Below are 13,907 nucleotides of genomic sequence, written 5' to 3'. Positions count from 1 at the left end.
GCCCCGGCTTTCTCAGTTCTCGATCGATCCGAAGAGGTAATCCACCATGCGCATCCTGGTGACCGGAGGCTGCGGCTTCATCGGCTCGGCGCTGGTGCTGCACCTCGTCAACGATCTCGGCCACGACGTCTGCACTCTCGACGCGATGACCTACGCGGCCAACCCGGTCTCGCTGGCGCCGCTCGCCGACAACCCGCGCCATCGCCTGGTCGAGGCCGACATCTGCGACCGCGCCGCCGTGCAGAAGGCCTTCGCGGACTTCAAGCCCGAGGCGGTGATGCATCTGGCCGCAGAGAGTCATGTCGACCGCTCGATCACGGATCCGGGCGCTTTCGTGCGCACCAACGTCATCGGCACGCAGACCATGCTGGACGGCGCCCGCGGCCATTACGAGACGCTGCCGGAGGCCCAGAAGAAGGCCTTCCGCTTCCTCCACGTCTCCACCGACGAGGTCTACGGCTCGCTGCCGCCGGACGCGTTCTTCACGGAGGAGAGCCGCTACGATCCGCGCTCGCCCTACTCGGCCTCGAAGGCGGCCTCCGACCACCTCGCCCGCGCCTGGCACGAGACCTACGGGCTGCCGGTCCTGGTGACCAACTGCTCGAACAATTACGGGCCGCGTCACTTCCCCGAGAAGCTGATCCCGCTGATGATCCTCAACGCCCTCGAGGGGAAGAAGCTGCCCGTCTACGGCGACGGCCTGAACGAGCGCGACTGGATCCACGTGGAGGACCACGCCAGGGGCCTCGTGGCCGTGCTGGAGCGCGGCCGGATCGGCGAGACCTACCTGCTCGGCGGCCGCGCAGTGCGCAACAACCTCGCGGTGGTCAAGGCGCTGTGCGCGGCCTTCGACCGGCTGCGCCCGCAGGGCGCGCCGCACGAGCAGCTGATCAGCTTCGTGGCCGACCGCCCGGGCCATGACCGCCGCTACGCGATCGACTGCACCAAGGCCGAGACCGAGCTCGGCTGGCGCCCGCAGAAGACCTTCGAGCAGGCGCTGGAGGAGACCGTGGCGTGGTACCTCGGCAACGAGGGCTGGTGGCGCCCGATCCGCGAGGGCCGCTACAAGGGCGAGCGCCTGGGGCTCAACGGCTGATGGACGTCCTCGTCCTCGGCGGCGCCGGCCAGGTCGGCACCGAGCTGCAGGCCCTGGCTTGGCCGGACGGCGTCACCGTCCACGCGCCGGGCCGCGCGGATCTCGACATCACCGACGCGGACGCCGTCGCGGCGGCGCTCGCGGCCCGCGACTACCGGGCGGTGATCAACACCGCCGCCTACACGGCCGTCGACAAGGCCGAGTCCGACGTAGTCGCGGCGTGGCGCCTCAACGCGCTGGCCCCGGCGATCCTGGCGGCCGCGACCGCCGCCAAGCGAATCCCGCTGGTGCACGTCTCGACCGACTACGTCTTCGCCGGGACCAAGCCCGACGGGGCCTACGCGCCCGACGCGCCGATCGACCCGCAGAGCGTCTACGGTGCCAGCAAGGCCGCCGGCGAGCTGGCGGTGCGCACCGGCAACCCGCGCCACGCCATCGTGCGGACCGCCTGGGTGGTGAGCCCGCACCGGGGCAACTTCGTCAAGACGATGCTGCGGCTCGCGGCCGAGCGCGACGCCCTCACCGTGGTGAACGACCAGCACGGCTGCCCGACCTCCGCCGCCGACCTCGCCGCCGCGCTCGCGACGATCGCGCAAGCCATGGCCGCGGATCCGGACGCGCCGTCCGGCACGTTCCACTGCGTGAATGCCGGCGACACCACCTGGTGCGGCTTCGCCGAGGCGATCGTGGCGGGCTCGGCCCGGCGCGGTGGCCGCATCGTTCCGGTCAAGGGCATCCCGACCTCCGCCTACCCGACACCGGCCCGGCGGCCGGCCAATTCGCGCCTGTCCACCGACAGCCTCACGGCCGCCTACGGCATCGCGCCGCGGCCCTGGGAGGCGGCGCTCGACGATATCCTGGACCGGCTCGTCGGGCCGGTCTCAGAGGGAGTTTCCAAGCCATGAAGGGCATCGTTCTGGCCGGCGGATCCGGCACGCGCCTGCACCCGGCCACGCTGTCGATCAACAAGCAGCTCCTGCCGGTCTACGACAAGCCGATGATCTACTACCCGGTCTCGGTGCTGATGCTCGCCGGCATCCGCGAGATCCTGATCATCTCGTCGCCGGAGCACCTCGACAACTACAAGCGCCTGTTCGGCACCGGCGAGCAGTTCGGCCTCAAGTTCTCCTACGCCCTGCAGCCGCGGCCGGAGGGTCTCGCCCAGGCCTTCGTGATCGGGCGCGACTTCGTGGGCGACGACGACGTGGCGCTGATCCTCGGCGACAACCTGTTCTTCGGCGCCGGCATGGGCGAGCTCTTGGAGCGCGCGTCGAGCCGCAAGCAGGGCGCGACCGTCTTCGCCTACCACGTCGACAACCCCCAGGCCTACGGCGTCGTCAACCTCGACAAGTCGGGGCGGCCGACGAAGATCGTCGAGAAGCCGCAGAACCCGGAATCGACCTGGGCGGTGACCGGCCTCTACTTCTACGACAATCAGGTCCTCGACATCGCCGCCGACGTGAAGCCCTCGGCCCGCGGCGAGCTGGAGATCACCAGCGTCAACGAGGCCTACCTGCAGCGCGGCGAGCTGCACGTGGAGCGCATGTCCCGCGGCTACGCGTGGCTGGACACCGGGACCCACGACAGCCTGCTGGAGGCGAGCGAGTTCGTCCGCACGCTGCAGAACCGGCAGGGCCTGCAGGTGGCGTGCCTGGAGGAGATCGCCTACCTCCAGAAGTTCATCACCCGCGACCAGCTCGTGGCCCGCGGCGAGATGTTCGCCAAGACCGCCTACGGGCAGAACCTGCTTCGCCTCTCCCGCGAGAGCGAGGACGATCTGCGCCTGCGCCGCGGGAAGTAGCCCAGCGCGACGGCGCTCGGTCGCCGCCCTGTCTATCGGGGGGCGCAGCCGATGCAGATGCCGCGCATGAGCCTGTCGTTCTGCGCCTCGCGCGGCGTGCGCACGCGCCGATCGTCCGGCGTCGCGGCGCCGGCCCCGCGGCTCGGCGGCATGACGCGGCCGACCGACGAGGTGTTCGGCGCCGTCGCCGTGGAGGCGGGGCCGCCGCCTGTGCCGGTCTGAGTCTGCGCCGCCGCGGCGGAGACCGCCAGGATCGGCATTAGGAGGGCGAGGCCGAGTTTCGTGAGCGGGCGGATCATCTGTCGGGAACTCCGTGCCGGGCCATAACGCGGGTGTGACGATCCGGTTCGACCGGGCGGCGCGATCCCCACCTTTGTTCGCCTTTGCAGGACCGATGCGGCGCCGTATCAGGAGCCGCGTTCCCGCCGCCGCCATTCTGAAGCGTCGAAACTCGGAGCCGCCGCCACGATGCGGGACCCCAACGCGATCGACTTCTGGCGCGGCTTCGCCCTGATTACGATCTTCATCAACCACATCCCGGGCAACACGTTCGAGCGCTACACGTTCTCGCAGTACGGCATCTCGGACGCGGCCGAGCTGTTCGTGTTCCTGGCGGGCTGGTCGATCGGCATCGCCACGCGGGGGCGCGACGGCAATCCGGAGCCGCCGGGCCGGAGCGTGGTGCGGCTCCTCGCGCGCACCGTCGAGGTCTACCGGGCGCAGCTCACCGTGATGCTGCTGGCGCTCGCGATCATCGCGGGCGCCGCGCTGCTGCTCGACAACCCGCTGATCCTGGAATGGCACAATGCCGGCGGCTTCTTCGCGGACCCGATCCAGTCGGTCTGCGGGATGGCGCTTCTGACCTACCAGCTCGGCTACTTCAACATCCTGCCACTCTACGTCCTGCTGATCGGCATCGCGCCCGTCTTCGTCCTGGTCGGCCGCCTCAGCCTGCTCGCGGCCCTGGCGCTCTCGGTGAGCGTCTACCTCGCGAGCCTCGTCTTCGGGTGGAACGTGCCGTCCTGGCCGGGCGAGGGCGACTGGTTCTTCGATCCGCTCTGCTGGCAGCTCCTGCTGGTGCTGGGCTTCGTGATGCAGGGCTGGAACCGGCGCTCCGACGTCCTGCGCCGCTGGTCGCGGCGCCTGTTCCCCGCGGGCGTCGCCATCGTTCTCCTCGGGATCGTGCTCGCGGTGACGGAGATCCGACCCGATCCGATGCTCGTTCCGGAGCCGCGCCTGCTCTTCACCTTCGAGAAGACCTACCTGACACCGGCACGACTGGTACATTTCCTGGGGGTATTGTTAGCGTTTGCACCGCTTTACGCAGTGCTCGCCCCCCGAATCGGCCGCGTCGTCGGTTATCTAACGCAGATGGGCCGGAATTCACTGGCTGTCTTCTCGATGGGCTCGATCCTGAGCCTGATCGGGCAGCTCGTGCGTTTCCAGACCGGCGGCGGCGTGCTGATCGATATGCTGGTCGCCGGCTCGGGCCTGATCGGGCTGGGGTTTACGGCATGGTTCGTCGAATGGCGCAGCCGCAGCAGATCGGCACGGCCCCGCGCATGACGCGGGCCCGGCTCGCCGCGGCGCTGGCCGCGCTCCTCCTGTCGGGCCCCGCCGGCGGAGCGGCCGCGGCCGAGCAGGCCGGCGGTCCGGTTGGGGACGATCCGGCCCTGTCGCAGGAATGCCGGGTCCCGGGCGCGCAGCTCTACACCGTCGCCCAGCTCGGCGCCGTCAAGGCGACGCTGGCGGAGAACCGTCCGCTCAAGATCCTGGCGATCGGCGGCAGCGCGGCGCCGGGCGCCTCGGCCTCCTACCCGGCCAAGCTCGAGGCTGCGCTGGAACACGCCCTGCCGAAGGTCGACGTCGTGATCGACCACCGCGGCCTGCCGGGCGAGATCGCCTCCGGGGCCGCCGAGCGCCTGCGCACCATGGTGGCCGAGGCCGAGCCCGACCTCGTCGTCTGGCAGGTCGGCACCCACGATGCCATCGCCCGCGTCGACGTGGACGCCTTCGCGAGCGCGCTGGCCGAGGCCGTGGGCTGGGTGCGGTCCCACGGGATCGACGTGGTGCTGGTCGACCCGATCTACACGGCCAGCATGGCGGCCGACGTCGACTACAACCGGATCGTCGAGGCCGTGCGGAGCGTCGCGACCCAGCAGGGCGTGCCGCTGGTCCGGCGGTACGAGGCGCTGCAGTACCTGTCGCGCCGCAGCGACAAGGGCGAGGGCCACATGCTCGGCCGCCAGTTCCGGCTCAACGACCTCGGGCTGCGCTGCATGGCCGAGCACGTGGCCCTGACGATCGCCACCTCGCTGATGCGGACGGAGGCGCCCAAGGAGCCCAAGGCGGCCCCGGCCCAGCCGCCCTTAACCGAGCCGCAACGCGCCCCGGGCTAGACCGGACGGCCAGAGATCGGCCTCCCGCCGAGTTCGGGACCGGCGCGGAGCGCGTAGTGTCAGCCACGGCCCTCCCTGTCCTCGCGTTCCGGCACCTCCGGGCGCTGCGCGGCGGCCCGCAGCGGGCGGCCCTGACGGTCTTCGCGATCCGCGTGGGGTCGGCCGGCTTCGCCTACGGCGCCCAGTTGCTCGCGGCGCGGCTGATGGGGTGGGACGCCTACGGGATCTTCGCGTCGGTCTGGGTCTGGACCGCGATGCTGGGCCACACCCTGACCCTCGGCCTGTCGCAGGGCGCCTGCCGGTTCGTGCCGGGCGACCAGGCGCAGGGCGACCTCGACCTCGCGCGCGGCTACATCCGGGCCGGCGCCCTCGTGACCGGCGGGGCGGCGCTCGCCGTCGCTTGCCTCGGCGCGGCGCTTCTCGCGCTCGAGCCGGGCCTGCTCGCCCCCGCCTACCGGGCGCCGATCCTCGTCGCGCTCTGCGTGATGCCGCTCTTCGCGCTCCAGGATTACCTCGAGGGGGTGGCGCGCAGCCAGAACTGGGTCGGGCTCGCCATCGCGCCGCCCTACCTCCTGCGCCAGACCCTGATGATGGCCTGCATGGTCGCGGCGATCCTGCTCGGCGCGCCGCCCCGGGCCGAGGTCGCGATGGCCTGCATGCTGATCGCCGCCGCGGTCGCGACCGCCCTTCAGGCCGGCCTGCTCGTCGCGCGGCTCCGGCGGGACCTGCCGGCCGGGCCGCACCGCTACCGGTGGCGCATGTGGCTCGGCACGGGGCTGCCGATCGCCGCGATCGACCTCGCCAATGCCGGCTTCAGCTTCGTCGACGTGATCGTGCTCGGCGCCCTGGTGAGTCCGGCGGAAGTCGGGGTCTACTTCGCGGCGACGCGCATCCAGCAATTCGTGGTGTTCGTGCACTACGCGGTCAGCGCGGCGACGCTCCAGCGCTACAGCGCCGCCCAGGCGCAGGCCAACCGCTTCCTGCTCGCCGAGCTGGTCCGGCGCCAGGGTCGCCTGACGGCAGCCGCGACGCTCGTGGTCGGCGGCGCGATCCTGGCCGTCAGTCCCCTGCTCCTGGCCATGTTCGGCCCGGGGCTCGGCGACAGCGTGCCGATCCTGTGCATCCTGATCGCCGGCAGCGTCGGGGCGAGCCTGTTCGGACCGGGCGAGGATCTCCTGACCATGCTGGGCGGAGAGCGGCTCTGCGCGGGCATCACGGCGGGGAGCCTCCTCGCCGCCGCCGGCCTTTGCCTCGCCCTGGTCCCGGCCCTGGGGACACTCGGCGCGGCCGTGGCGGTCGCGGTGGCGAGTGTGGGCCGGGCCGGCCTGCTGGCACGGGCCGCGAGGCAGATCCACGGTCTGCCGACGCCGGTCTGGGCCGCCGGGACGGTCCGATGATCCCCGCGAGCACCCGCCGCGCGCCGTCCGGGGTCGCGATCACCCTCGGCGACGCACCGGAGCCGGAGGCCTGGGACGCGCTGGTCACGGTCAGCGCCGCGCCGCACCCGCATTTCTCGCGGCACGTCGTCGAGGCCCATCGGACTGCCGGGCTGCTGCCGGCGGCCCTACGCTACGTCGCGGTCCGCGAGGGAGATCGTCTTGTCGCGCTGCTGCCGTACCGGGCGGCCCGGGACCTGTCGGGCCTCGGCGGCCGGATCCTGCGGCCCTTCCTCTCGCCCTACGTGACCGCCACGGCGCCCCTGGTCGCCGACGGCCCGGCCCGGGCCGCTCACGCGCGGGCCCTGGTGGCCGGCCTCGAGGCCGCCGCCGGCGGACGCGCGTGGCGCTGGCCGCTACTTCCGACCGGGGAGGGCGCCGTGCCGGAGATGCTGGCCGCGATGCGCGCGCGGGGCTGGGCCATCGGCACGGTGGCGGGATTCGACCGCCCGGTCGTGGACCGGCGCGCCGATCATGCGGCGTTCCTCGCCGATCACCCCGACCGGGCGCGATTCAAGGATCTGCGCCGCCGGGCGCGCCGCCTGGCGGAGATCGGAACCGTCGCCCACGCCTGCGCCACGGCCGGCCCGGACCTCGACCGCCTCGTCGCGGCCTTCCTCGACCTGGAGCGCGCCGGGTGGAAGGGGCGGGCCGGCACCGCCATGGCATGCCGGCCCGAGAGCGTCGCGCTCGCCCGGGCGCTGTTCACCGCCGCTCCCAGTCCGGTCAGTGTCCGAGCGGACGCGCTGACCCTCGACGGCCGGCCAGTCGCCGTCAGCCTCGCCCTGGTCAACGGCGGTACCGCGACCCTGCTGAAGACCGCCTACGACGAGGATCTGCGCAGCCACGCCCCGGGCCTGCTGCTGGAGGCCGAGATCGTGCGCGCCTGCCACGAGACCGGCTTCGCCGATCGGCTCGACTCGGCGACACTGGAAGGATCGGCCCTGGAAGGTCTCTACCGCGACCGGATTCAGGTCGCCGAGATCATCGCCGTCCCGCCCGGTCGACAGGTGATCGCGCTGGAGCGGCGCCTCCGGCTCGCCAAGTTCGAGCGGGACGCGCGGGCGGCCGCGAAACGGGCCCTGCGGCGGCGCTAGAGCCGGTCCCGACCGGGTTTGACGGCTTGGAAGAACGGTGATCCCGGTCGAGACATCCGCGCCGTACCGCCCCTCCCGTTCGGGAGAGGCGGCACGGCGCCTCGCTCGGCTTCGGCCCGACGATCGCCCCCGCCTCGATTCGTGCGGGAGCGGCTCTAGCGGCCCCGGTACAGACCGTCGCCCTGCACCTGATCGTAGACGCCGTGCCCGGTCCGGGCACGATAGGCGCGGCCGGCGATCGCGCCGGGGGTCGGCGGCGTGCCGGGCTGCGCGAAGCTCGTCTCCGGCCGGTAGGCAGGCCCCCAGCCGATCTCCTCGTCGCCCGCGGGATCCTTGCCGGGGAAGCCCGTGACGTAACCCGTGCTCTGCGCGAGCGCCGGCCCGGCGGCGAGCCCGAGCAGGAGCGCCAGGGTGCAGCGGTACGTTGTCCTGGATCGCATCGGCCGTATTCTCCACGTCCGGTCCGCCGAGCGGACCACCTGCGGAGCAAACCCGGATCCGGAACGGAGGGTTTTCCGGCGTGTACTCATGCCGCGGGCGAGTTGATGAGCGGTCTGCTTGGACCACCGGCGGGCCGCACGGGGTGGGCGAAGCGCGGAGGCGGGCGTCATGGACGACTGGAAGGCGGGGCTCCGGGCGGAGATGCGAGCCATCGACATCGCCACGGGCGACGCGGCCTCGGCGCAGCTGCCGGACCTGCTGCGACGCCTGAGCCACCATCAGGCCGGGCTCGGCGGCAACCCGGTCCTGTCCCTCTACCGGCGCTGGCGCATCCGGCGCCTCGCGCGCGCTGTCGCCGATGCGCGCTGGCACGCGGAACAGGGCCGCCTCGCGCGCCGCGGCGGCCTCGATCCGCGTCCGTGAGCGGTTCCGCTCAGACGGCGGAGCCGGCCGCCGCGGTGCGGCCCAATCGCGGCGTCTCGCGCGCGGCCATCGCGGAATAGGCCGTCGCGGAACTGGCCGTGCCGACCGGAACGAGGGCATCCGGCCGCTCGGCCGGTGTGGCCGGCAGGCGTACGAGCACGATGGTGCCCACCGTCTCCTCGGAGCGAATCCGGAGCGAGCCGCCGTGCAGCTCGACCATCGAGCGGGTGATGGCGAGGCCCAGGCCCGAACCCTTGTGGCAGCGGGTCATCTGTCGCTCGACCTGCGTGAAGGGCCGGCCGAGGCGGGCGAGGTCGGTGCGCGGGATGCCGATGCCGTTGTCCTCGATGTAGAGGTGGGTGCAGGCGCCGGCGCGGCGGCCGCGGACCGCGACGCGGCCGCCGGCGGGCGTGAACTTCACGGCGTTCTGCACGAGGTTGGCGAGGATCTGCCCGATCGCCTGCGGGTCGGCCAGCAGCTCGAGCCCCGGCACGACGTCGACGCTGACGGCGATCGCCTTCTCGCGGGCGGCCGCCTCGACGGGCGCGAGAGCCGCGCTGACGGCGGTCTCGGCGGAGATCGCCCTCGGGCTCAGGCGCACGCGCCGGGCCTCGAGGCGGGCCATGTCGAGGATGTCGTCGATCATGGACAGCAGGTGCGAACCGCTCTCGCGGATGTCGCGGCAGTACTCGGTGTAGCGCGGGGTACCGAGCGGGCCGAGAACGGCGTTCTCCATCACGTCGGCGAAGCCGATGATGGCGTTGAGCGGCGTGCGCAGCTCGTGGCTCATGTTGGCGAGGAACTCGGCCTTGGCCTGGTTCGCGGCCTCGGCGGCCGCCTTCTGGTCGAGGTAGCGCTCGGCGAGGTCCGCGAGCTGCTGGGTCTGGAGTTCGAGGGTGCGGCGGGACCGTTTGAGGTCCTTGACGGTCTCGATCAGTTCGCGCTCGGAGGCGAGGAGCTGTTCCTGATTGCGCTTCAGGCTGGTGATGTCGGTCCCGACCGAGACGTAGCCCCCGTCCTTCGTGCGCCGCTCGCTGATCTGCAGCCAGCGGCCGTCGGTGAGCTCAGCCTCGAAGGTGCGGGCGGCCAGGCCGGTCAGCGCCATCCCGGCCTCGGGCGATTCCCGTCGGACCTGGGGGAGCACGCCGCGGCCCATCACGTCCGTGTAGCTCCGGCCGGCCTGCGCATCCTCGGGGCTCAGGGCGTGGAGGTGGCGAAACTTGGAATTGCACAGGACCAGGCGGTTGCCGGTGTCCCAGAGCACGAAGGCTTCCGAGATCGCCTCCACCGCGTCGCGCAGGCGCATGTCGGCCGCGGCGTTGGTCTCCTCCAGGGCCCGCTGTTCGCTGATGTCGGTGGCGATGCCGACGAGGTGGCGGCCGCCGTCGGCGGCGTCGGCCACGACCTCGGCGCGGGCGCGCAGCCAGACATAAGCCCCGTCGGCGCCGCGCATGCGGAAGGCGTGATCGATATGCGTCTGGTTGGCCGCGAGCCCCCGGGCAAGGCTGTACAGGTCGCCGTCGTCGGGATGGACCAGGCCGTTGACGTCCCCGAACGAGAGGTACTCGTGCTGCCGCCGGTAGCCGAGCAGGGTGTACATCGAATCGGACCAGTAGATCCGGCCCCGGGCGATGTCCCAGTCCCACAGGCCGCAGGCGCCTCGGCGCAGGGCCGTTTCCAGGCGGCCGCGAATCTGCTCGCGGGCCCGGTCGGCGCGAGCGGCCTGGCGGGTCTGGAGACCGTAGGCCAGTCCGACGCCGACGATGACGATGGCGGCGGCGGCGATCAGGACAATCTGGTCGCGGGTGCGGGCGCTCCAGCCGCGCAGCAGCGGCTCGATGGGCTGGAGCACCGCCACCTGTCCCGCGCCGCCGGGAAGGCTGTGCATGGCGGCGAGCACGCTCTCGCCGCCGGGAAGCTCGAGGGCCATGGCGCCTGCGCGCTCGCCGAGGCCGGAGAGCGGCTCGCTCTCGCCGAGCACGGCGGCGAGAGTCGTCCGGTCGGCGGGCAGCGGCGGATGAGCAGCGACGATACGCGTGTCGGGACGGACCACCAGCAGGCGGCGGCCGGAATGCCGCTCGCTCTCCGGCATCAGGGCACGCAGGTCCTCCGCAACGGTGCCGGCCGGATCCACCGCCCGCGCGGCCAGACGGGCGAAGCCTTCGACCTCGGCCCGGGCACCCGCCAGGATCTCGGCTCGCTGACCCTGGATGTGGAGGGCCGCGAGCCCGACGAGACAGGCCAGGAAAATCGCGAGCGTTCCCGGCACGGCGTAGCGCAGCCAGCGCTCGGCCTGCCCGAGCCGCGGATCCCGGGCCCGCATCGGCCAGGAGATCGTGAGACTCGAATCCGCACGCGCGGAGATGGAAGCGGAAGCCGCCTCCGGCATGGCCGAACCTCGCCCGTGGGAACTGTGATCCGGTGCGGGCGCCCGGCCCCCGAAGGCCCGCCGAATCTGACTGAATACAATCACTTCGGGAGGCAGTTTGTCCACGGATTTTTTACCATACGGGCTTGACGAAAGCCGGGTGTTGCCCGGCCGCCCGAGAATCAATTTCTGCCGCGGGTTCAGACGCTTAGCCGTCTCCGAGGGTGCGCGCGACGATGTCGGCCGTGTCCCGGGAGAGACCGGGGATCGCCTTGATCCCATTCAGCATTTCGACCGCCTTGGCGCCGCGCGATTTTTCCAGCCGGCGCCACGATCCGAAGGCCGTGAGCAGCCGTGCGGCAACCTGTGGGTTGGTCGAATCGAGCGCTGCGACCGTGTCCGCCACGCGGGCGAAACCCGCCCCGTCCCGGCGGGCGAACTGGGTCGGATTGCCGAACGCGAAGCTTCCGATCAGGGCCCGCACGCGATTCGGGTTGGTCATGGTGAAGGCCGGGTGTCCCTGAAGCCGCGCGATCCGCTCGAGGGTGCCCGGTTCCGGGATCTGAGCCTGGATGGCGAACCATTTGTCGAGGACCAGGGGCTCGTCGGCGTAGCGGGCCGCGAATTCCGCGAAGGCAGCCTCGCGGGCCTCTCCGGGTATCAGCGCCAGCGTGCCGAGGGCGGCGAGCCGGTCAGTCATGTTGGTGGCCTCGGTGAGGCGCTCGGCGGCGCGGGCAGCGCCTGCCTGAGGATCGCCGGCCGCGATCAGGTCGAGGGCCGCGTTGCGGAGCGACCGGCGCCCCGCCGACGCGGCGTCGGGGCTGTACGGCGCAGCTGCGTCCCGCGCGAGCGCGGCGTCGATCGATTCCAGCCGCGGCCGCAGAGCTTGGCCGAGCCGGGCCCGCAGGTCGGATCGCGCCTGATGGATCGCGTCGGGATCAACGTCGGCCGGCACGGCGTCGGCGGCCTCGCCCTCGCTCGGCAGCGCCAGGACCAGGGCCGCGAAGGCCGGGTCTGCCAGAGCCTCGCCGTCGAGGAAGCGGCCGAGCGCCGCCGCGAAGGCCTCCGTCCGGTGGGCGTCGGGGTGGAGGATCAGCCGCAGCGCCACGTCCTGCGCGGCCTGCCAGCGGTTGAAGGGATCGCTGTCCTGCGCCAGCAGCCGCACCCGCTGCCCGTCAGTCAGCGCAAGGTCGAGCCGCACCGGCGCGGAGAAGTCGCGCAGGAGCGAGGGGACCGGCTCCTCGGCGACCGCCTCGAACTCGATCTCGGCCTCCGGGCGGTCGAGCACGTAGACGCCGTCCCGCACGTCCGGGCACGTCGCGCCCGCCAGCGGTCCGGATTCCCCGACGAGACCGAGGGCGACCGGGATCACCAGGGGTGGCCCGTCGGGCTCTGTGCTGACGGGCAGGCTCTGGGCGAACCGGAGGGTGTAGCGCGCGGCTGCCGGATCGTAGGCGGCCGTGACGGCGAGGCGGGGGGTCCCGGGGCGCTCGTACCAGCGGGCGAAGGCATCGAGATCGCGCCCGGTCACGGCCGCGAAGGAAGCGAGGAAGTCCTCCACGGTGGCGGCGCGCCCGTCATTGTCGGCGAAGTAGCGGTCCATGCCGGTCCGGAAGGCCTCGGCACCGACGAGCGTCCGCAGCATCCGAACGATCTCGGCGCCCTTGTCGTAGACGGTCGCCGTGTAGAAGTTGTTGATCTCGGCATAGGCCCGCGGCCGCACCGGGTGCCGCAGCGGCCCGGCATCCTCGGGGAACTGGCGCGCCCGCAGGGACCGCACCTCGGCGATGCGGTGCACCGGCCGGGAGCGCATGTCAGAGGAAAATTCCTGGTCGCGGAAGACCGTGAGGCCTTCCTTCAGGCAGAGCTGGAACCAGTCCCGGCACGTGACCCGGTTGCCGGACCAGTTGTGGAAGTACTCGTGCGCGATGATCGCCTCGATCGCCGCGTAGTCGCCGTCGGTCGCGGTCTCGGGACTCGCCAACACGTATTTGTCGTTGAAGATGTTGAGGCCCTTGTTCTCCATGGCGCCCATGTTGAAGTCGGACACCGCGACGACGTTGAAGACGTCGAGGTCGTAGGCGCGGCCGAACGCGGTCTCGTCCCAGGCCATGGAGCGGATGACGGCGTCGAGGGCGTAGCCCGCCCGGTCCTCCTTGCCGGGCTCGACGTAGACCGCGCAGGTGACGGGGCGGCCTTCCATCGTGGTGAAGCTGGTCTCGACTTTCCCGAGCCGACCGCCCACGAGGGCGAAGAGGTAGGCGGGCTTCGGGTGGGGATCGTGCCAGATCGCGAAGTGGCGGTCCGGCCCGGCCTCGCCGGTCTCGACGAGGTTACCGTTGCCGAGCAGGACCGGCGCCTCGGCCCGGTCGGCCTCGATGCGCGTAGTGTATACAGCCAGCACGTCGGGTCGATCGAGGAAGTAGGTGATCCGCCGGAAGCCGTCCGCCTCGCACTGGGTGCAGTAGACCCCGTTCGACCGGTAGAGCCCCATCAGCTTGGTGTTGGCGGTCGGATCCACCTCCGTGACGAGGCGCAGCGCGAAGGGCCGCGGCGGCGGATCGCGGAGGAGGAAGCCCGACGGCGACGCCGCGTAGGCGTCGGCCGCCAGCGGCGCGCCGTCGAGTTCGGCCGAGACCAGCCGCAGATCGTCGCCGTCGAGGGCGAGGGGTGCCGCGGCCGTTCCCGCCGGGTTCGGTCGCAGCGTCAACGTCGCGTCGATGCGGGCCGCGTGCGGGGCGAGACGGATGTCGAGGTCGACGCGATCGATCAGGTAGTCGCTGGGCCGGTATTCCTCGAGGCGGATCAGCGGCGGCGTCTCGGTGCGCATTCGGCTCACTCCGGGT

The 13,907-nt window shown here is 72.1% G+C and carries 12 protein-coding genes; 8 read left to right on the top strand and 4 right to left on the bottom strand.

Features of this window, described 5'->3' with window-relative positions; all coding sequences use genetic code 11:
• Positions 1-46: 46 nt before the first annotated feature.
• The 3 genes from rfbB to rfbA are packed head-to-tail and all read left to right on the top strand — an operon-like array spanning position 47 to position 2,897.
• Complete coding sequence (gene rfbB, locus MOTC310_RS04730; RefSeq protein WP_331300949.1) at positions 47-1,096, top strand: dTDP-glucose 4,6-dehydratase; 1,050 nt, start codon at positions 47-49, stop codon at positions 1,094-1,096.
• Entirely contained in the window at positions 1,096-2,001 is a 906-nt protein-coding gene (gene rfbD, locus MOTC310_RS04725; RefSeq protein ID WP_331300948.1) for a dTDP-4-dehydrorhamnose reductase, read from the top strand. Before rfbB ends, rfbD begins: the two co-directional genes overlap by 1 nt.
• Positions 1,998-2,897 carry a glucose-1-phosphate thymidylyltransferase RfbA gene (gene rfbA, locus MOTC310_RS04720; protein WP_331300947.1) on the top strand — a complete coding sequence of 300 codons (900 nt, stop codon included), beginning with the start codon at positions 1,998-2,000 and terminating at the stop codon, positions 2,895-2,897. Before rfbD ends, rfbA begins: the two co-directional genes overlap by 4 nt.
• 32 nt (positions 2,898-2,929) lie before the next feature.
• On the opposite strand, the gene MOTC310_RS04715 is transcribed toward rfbA, so the two are convergent.
• Positions 2,930-3,196 carry a hypothetical protein gene (locus tag MOTC310_RS04715; RefSeq protein WP_331300946.1) on the bottom strand — a complete coding sequence of 89 codons (267 nt, stop codon included), beginning with the start codon at positions 3,194-3,196 and terminating at the stop codon, positions 2,930-2,932.
• Between the two features lie 169 nt (positions 3,197-3,365).
• Here MOTC310_RS04715 and MOTC310_RS04710 point away from each other — a divergent pair, with 169 nt between their 5' ends.
• From MOTC310_RS04710 to MOTC310_RS04695, 4 genes are read left to right on the top strand one after another with little or no spacing between them, the layout of a single operon-like run.
• Positions 3,366-4,463, top strand: a complete 1,098-nt coding sequence (locus MOTC310_RS04710; RefSeq protein WP_331300945.1) for an OpgC family protein — start codon at positions 3,366-3,368, stop codon at positions 4,461-4,463.
• Positions 4,424-5,296 carry an SGNH/GDSL hydrolase family protein gene (locus MOTC310_RS04705; protein ID WP_331300944.1) on the top strand — a complete coding sequence of 291 codons (873 nt, stop codon included), beginning with the start codon at positions 4,424-4,426 and terminating at the stop codon, positions 5,294-5,296. Before MOTC310_RS04710 ends, MOTC310_RS04705 begins: the two co-directional genes overlap by 40 nt.
• A gap of 56 nt (positions 5,297-5,352) precedes the next feature.
• Complete coding sequence (locus MOTC310_RS04700) at positions 5,353-6,693, top strand: lipopolysaccharide biosynthesis protein (RefSeq protein WP_331300943.1); 1,341 nt, start codon at positions 5,353-5,355, stop codon at positions 6,691-6,693.
• A complete protein-coding gene (locus MOTC310_RS04695; protein ID WP_331300942.1) occupies positions 6,690-7,829 on the top strand; it encodes a GNAT family N-acetyltransferase in 1,140 nt (379 codons plus the stop codon). Before MOTC310_RS04700 ends, MOTC310_RS04695 begins: the two co-directional genes overlap by 4 nt.
• Before the next feature lie 155 nt (positions 7,830-7,984).
• On the opposite strand, the gene MOTC310_RS04690 is transcribed toward MOTC310_RS04695, so the two are convergent.
• Positions 7,985-8,269 (bottom strand): hypothetical protein, encoded by a 285-nt coding sequence (locus MOTC310_RS04690; RefSeq protein ID WP_331289896.1) that lies wholly within the window; start codon positions 8,267-8,269, stop codon positions 7,985-7,987.
• 169 nt (positions 8,270-8,438) lie between these two features.
• Here MOTC310_RS04690 and MOTC310_RS04685 point away from each other — a divergent pair, with 169 nt between their 5' ends.
• Positions 8,439-8,693, top strand: a complete 255-nt coding sequence (locus MOTC310_RS04685; protein ID WP_331289895.1) for a hypothetical protein — start codon at positions 8,439-8,441, stop codon at positions 8,691-8,693.
• Positions 8,694-8,703: 10 nt separating this feature from the next.
• Here the strand turns inward: MOTC310_RS04685 and MOTC310_RS04680 are convergent, their stop codons facing one another.
• Together MOTC310_RS04680 and pepN are read right to left on the bottom strand one after the other, a co-directional pair.
• Positions 8,704-11,082 carry a sensor histidine kinase gene (locus MOTC310_RS04680; RefSeq protein ID WP_331300941.1) on the bottom strand — a complete coding sequence of 793 codons (2,379 nt, stop codon included), beginning with the start codon at positions 11,080-11,082 and terminating at the stop codon, positions 8,704-8,706.
• 187 nt (positions 11,083-11,269) lie between these two features.
• Positions 11,270-13,891: an aminopeptidase N gene (gene pepN / locus MOTC310_RS04675; protein ID WP_331300940.1), complete on the bottom strand. Its 2,622-nt coding sequence runs from the start codon at positions 13,889-13,891 to the stop codon at positions 11,270-11,272.
• Between the last annotated feature and the right edge of the window lie 16 nt (positions 13,892-13,907).

Source organism: Methylobacterium oryzae (genome assembly GCF_036441375.1).
Lineage (GTDB): Bacteria > Pseudomonadota > Alphaproteobacteria > Rhizobiales > Beijerinckiaceae > Methylobacterium > Methylobacterium oryzae_A.
The sequence above is the reverse complement of the archived record's forward strand: the minus strand, read 5'-3'. Positions and strand labels throughout refer to the sequence as shown.

What these genes read in the sequence shown, in the direction of transcription:
- pepN (WP_331300940.1), bottom strand. Translation starts at nt 13,891, where the DNA reads ATGCGCACCGAGACGCCGCCGCTGATCCGCCTCGAGGAATACCGGCCC.
- rfbA (WP_331300947.1), top strand. Translation starts at nt 1,998, where the DNA reads ATGAAGGGCATCGTTCTGGCCGGCGGATCCGGCACGCGCCTGCACCCG.
- MOTC310_RS04685 (WP_331289895.1), top strand. Translation starts at nt 8,439, where the DNA reads ATGGACGACTGGAAGGCGGGGCTCCGGGCGGAGATGCGAGCCATCGAC.
- MOTC310_RS04695 (WP_331300942.1), top strand. Translation starts at nt 6,690, where the DNA reads ATGATCCCCGCGAGCACCCGCCGCGCGCCGTCCGGGGTCGCGATCACC.
- MOTC310_RS04705 (WP_331300944.1), top strand. Translation starts at nt 4,424, where the DNA reads ATGGCGCAGCCGCAGCAGATCGGCACGGCCCCGCGCATGACGCGGGCC.
- rfbB (WP_331300949.1), top strand. Translation starts at nt 47, where the DNA reads ATGCGCATCCTGGTGACCGGAGGCTGCGGCTTCATCGGCTCGGCGCTG.
- MOTC310_RS04710 (WP_331300945.1), top strand. Translation starts at nt 3,366, where the DNA reads ATGCGGGACCCCAACGCGATCGACTTCTGGCGCGGCTTCGCCCTGATT.
- MOTC310_RS04680 (WP_331300941.1), bottom strand. Translation starts at nt 11,082, where the DNA reads ATGCCGGAGGCGGCTTCCGCTTCCATCTCCGCGCGTGCGGATTCGAGT.
- MOTC310_RS04690 (WP_331289896.1), bottom strand. Translation starts at nt 8,269, where the DNA reads ATGCGATCCAGGACAACGTACCGCTGCACCCTGGCGCTCCTGCTCGGG.
- rfbD (WP_331300948.1), top strand. Translation starts at nt 1,096, where the DNA reads ATGGACGTCCTCGTCCTCGGCGGCGCCGGCCAGGTCGGCACCGAGCTG.
- MOTC310_RS04715 (WP_331300946.1), bottom strand. Translation starts at nt 3,196, where the DNA reads ATGATCCGCCCGCTCACGAAACTCGGCCTCGCCCTCCTAATGCCGATC.